General features: G+C 70.1%; 4 protein-coding genes and 1 tRNA gene. 4 read left to right on the top strand and 1 reads right to left on the bottom strand.

The features are described 5' to 3' along the window. Nucleotides 1-234, top strand: a 234-nt coding sequence (locus tag G6027_RS18455; RefSeq protein ID WP_206682498.1) for a hypothetical protein, incomplete at its 5' end; no start/stop codon positions are given. Nucleotides 235-668: 434 nt separating this feature from the next. Here G6027_RS18455 and G6027_RS15360 read toward each other — a convergent pair. Next, nucleotides 669-744, bottom strand: a tRNA-Arg gene (locus tag G6027_RS15360). A 215-nt stretch (nt 745-959) separates the two neighbouring features. Between G6027_RS15360 and rplM the strand changes: the two genes are divergently transcribed. The 3 genes from rplM to glmM all read left to right on the top strand — a co-directional run bounded on the left by rplM (nt 960) and on the right by glmM (nt 3,461). Then, on the top strand, nt 960-1,403 hold the full coding sequence (gene rplM / locus G6027_RS15355) for a 50S ribosomal protein L13 (protein WP_107748654.1): 444 nt from the start codon (nt 960-962) through the stop codon (nt 1,401-1,403). A 113-nt stretch (nt 1,404-1,516) separates the two neighbouring features. Further along, nucleotides 1,517-1,942, top strand: coding sequence for a 30S ribosomal protein S9 (gene rpsI, locus G6027_RS15350; RefSeq protein WP_259847906.1), 426 nt, complete (start codon nt 1,517-1,519; stop codon nt 1,940-1,942). Between the two features lie 157 nt (nt 1,943-2,099). Then, nucleotides 2,100-3,461 carry a phosphoglucosamine mutase gene (gene glmM / locus G6027_RS15345; protein ID WP_182637923.1) on the top strand — a complete coding sequence of 454 codons (1,362 nt, stop codon included), beginning with the start codon at nt 2,100-2,102 and terminating at the stop codon, nt 3,459-3,461. Nucleotides 3,462-3,614: the final 153 nt, after the last annotated feature.

Raw genomic sequence — 3,614 nt, 5'->3', positions numbered from 1 at the left:
CGGGCTCGGGTGCGTCACGGGGGGTCAGGCGGCCTGCCCGTAGCTCAGGCCGCGTGCCTGCAGGTCGAGCACGTGCAGTCGTCGCACACGCAGTTCGCGCACTCGTGGCGCTCCCCGCAGTTGTCGCACGAGCACACGTTGTGGTTGCAGGTCTCGCAGGTGCAGTTCGTGCAGGTGCACACCGCGCAACTGTCGGAGCAGTTGTCACACGAGCAGGTGGTGCACTCGTCGTAGTGGCCGTCGTGCTCGCGGTGCAGATGGCCGTCGTGCAGGTAATCGACGTGGTCCTCGTGGACGACGGCCTCGTGGCCGCATCCGGGTCCGTGGGTGTGCGAATGAGGCTCGGCGGGGGGGTGGTCGGTCACGGTCATGGGTGTCGCTCCTGGTCGTCGCCGGCGGGTCACTGCCGGGCATGGCTGGCGGATGTCACGGGAGGCGCCGCATCGCACGCGGACTGGCGGTCGTCCATGACATGCACAGATTGTCATACGTGCATGTGTTGATGTCAACAGCTCGGTGGTTCGGCCAGGGTGAACAAGGTGAGCCGCGGTATCCGCGGTGTCCGCGGTGGCCGGGAGGGCCCGCCACCCGGGGTCCCGCCGCTGTGTGCGGCCGGGGCATGCGGCCGGTGCGATTCGACGTCGCGTCGGATGTTCGGACGCGCGCTGTGGTGCCCTCGAGAGGAATCGAACCTCCGACACCGGCTTTAGGAGAGCCGTGCTCTATCCACTGAGCTACGAGGGCGGGAACCGGGGGAGAGTCTAACCGATACACGCCAGTCTCCGTGATCGGCGAGTTGGAGTGTCGACACCCGGGCGGTAGGCTTGGCGGCTGGCGTCCGTGTCGTCCCCGTATCCCGGGATCGACGGACCGCCTCCGCGGGTCACCACCGGCCGCCGCGTGAGGGGGTGGGCGTCCGACAGGCCGGCAGCCCCACTAGACAGACAGAGGTATCGCCTGTGTCCACGTACACCCCCAAGCCCGGGGACGTGACGCGCGCCTGGTACGTCATCGACGCCACTGATGTGGTTCTCGGTCGACTCGCCGTACAGGTCGCCAACATCCTCCGTGGCAAGCACAAGCCGCAGTTCGCCCCGAACGCCGACACCGGCGACTTCGTCATCATCATCAACGCCGACAAGGTCGCGATCTCGTCGAACAAGCGCGAGCGCGTCATGCACCACCGTCACTCCGGTTTCCCGGGCGGGCTCAAGTCGCAGTCCCTCGGCAAGGCCATGGACACGCGCCCCGACCGCGTCGTCGAGAAGGCCGTCAAGGGCATGCTCCCGAGCAACAAGCTCGGTCGTGCCGTCGCCTCCAAGCTGAAGGTGTACGCGGGCCCCGAGCATCCGCACGCCGCCCAGCAGCCCGTGCCCTACGAGATCAAGCAGGTGGCCCAGTGACCGACGAGAACATCACCCCCGAGGCCGAGCTCGCCGATGACACGGTGGCGGAACTCGCCGCCGAGGTCGCCGAGGACTACAGCGAGGCCGACTACGCCGGCGGTACCGACTACGTGGCCGACGCCGAGACCCAGCTGGCCCCGGTCGTCTCCTCCGGTCCGACGCAGGCGGTCGGCCGTCGCAAGGAGGCCGTCGCCCGCGTCCGCCTCATGCCGGGCTCCGGCCAGTTCACCCTCAACGGTCGTACCCTCGAGGAGTACTTCCCGAACAAGGTGCACCAGCAGCTCGTCAAGTCGCCGCTCGTCCTGGTCGAGCGCGAGGAGCAGTTCGACATCGTGGCACTGCTCCACGGTGGTGGCCCCTCGGGACAGGCTGGCGCGCTGCGCCTGGCCATCGCCCGCGCGCTGATCCAGTACGCGCCGGACGACCGCCCGGCGCTCAAGAAGGCCGGCTTCCTCACCCGGGACGCCCGCGCCGTCGAGCGCAAGAAGGCCGGCCTCAAGAAGGCCCGTAAGGCCCCGCAGTACTCGAAGCGCTGATCTCCGCGCTCGACACCCCAGAGCAGGCGCCCGCGATCGCGGGGGCCTGCTCTGGCTCGTTTTCCAAGGGACCTCACGGCCGGGGCTATCCTTACCCGGTCCGGAACACCCACCCCGAGTGCGGTGGCGGTCCCACTACCCCGGAGGATCACGCACCATGACTCGACTGTTCGGCACCGACGGGGTTCGCGGACTCGCCAATCGGACGCTCACCGTCGACCTGGCCGTCCGCCTCGGAGCGGCCGCCGCCTCCGTACTGGCAGCCGAGAAAGGCGCCACTGGGGCGTCGGGCGGTCAGGTCCGCCCACTGGCCGTGATCGGCCGCGACCCCCGGGCGTCGGGGGAGATGCTCGAGGCGGCGCTCGCCGCGGGTCTGGCCAGCCAGGGGGTGGACGTCCTGTGTGTCGGTGAGCTCCCGACCCCGGCCGTCGCCCATCTGACGGCCCAGCACGGTGCGGCGCTCGGTGCGGTCATTTCAGCCTCGCACAACGCGATGCCCGACAACGGGATCAAGTTCTTCGCCGCGGGCGGGCACAAGCTCGGCGACCACATGGAGGACCGCATCGAGGGTGCGCTGGTGGAGGGGACGATCACCGGACCCACCGGGGCCTCGGTCGGTCGGATCTCACGCGCGTCGTCGGAGGACGCTCTGGACGGGTATGTCCGGCACCTGCTCGACGCCACGCCGGGGCGGCTGGACGGACTCGTGGTGGTGGTCGACTGCGCCAACGGAGCGGCCAGCGTCGCGGCGCCGCGTGCCTACCGCGATGCGGGGGCGACCGTGATCGAGCTGCACTCCAGCCCTGACGGCTACAACATCAACGACGGGTGCGGTTCCACTCATCTGGACGACGTCCGCGCGGCGGTCCGTGAACACGGTGCGGACCTCGGACTGGCGCACGACGGCGACGCCGATCGCTGCCTGGCCGTGGACGCCTCCGGCGAGGTCGTCGACGGCGACCAGATCATGGCGATCCTCGCACTGGCGATGCGGGACTCCGGAGAGCTGGTGGGCGACACCCTCGTGGCCACGATCATGAGCAACCTCGGTCTCAAGGTGGCCATGCAGGCCGCCGGGATCCACGTCACCGAGACCAAGGTGGGGGACCGCTACGTCCTCGAACGGCTCCGTGAGGGCGGGTACAGCCTCGGCGGTGAGCAGTCCGGTCACCTCGTCCTCCCTGCCCACGCGACCACCGGCGACGGAGTCCTCACCGGTCTCCGCATCATGGCTCGGATGGCGGAGACCGGCAGCCCCCTGGCCGAGCTCGCCGCCGTGATGACGGTCCTGCCGCAGGTGCTCATCAACGTGCCGGTGGAGGACAAGGCCGCGGTCGTGTCGTCCGCTGTGGTGGGCGATGCCGTGGCCGAGGAGGAGGCGCGACTGGGCTCGGGCGGCAGGGTGCTCCTACGCCCGTCGGGCACCGAGCAGCTGGTCCGCGTCATGGTCGAGGCGGAGGACGCGCACTGCGCCCGCCAGGTGGCCGAGCGACTGGCGGGGCTCGTCACCGCGGTCTGAGTCCCGGCGCGGAGGCCGCGCCCAGCTCCCGGTGACGGTCCGCTCAGCTCCCGGTGAAGCTCTTGGCCAGCCTGAGCAGCGGCGGCGCGCCAGCCACGAGGTCGTCGTCCTCCTCGTCCAAGATCGCATCGGTCACCGTGACGGTGCCCTTGA

The organism is Dietzia sp. SLG310A2-38A2 (assembly GCF_014145095.1).
GTDB lineage: Bacteria > Actinomycetota > Actinomycetes > Mycobacteriales > Mycobacteriaceae > Dietzia.
The sequence above is the reverse complement of the archived record's forward strand: the minus strand, read 5'-3'. Positions and strand labels throughout refer to the sequence as shown.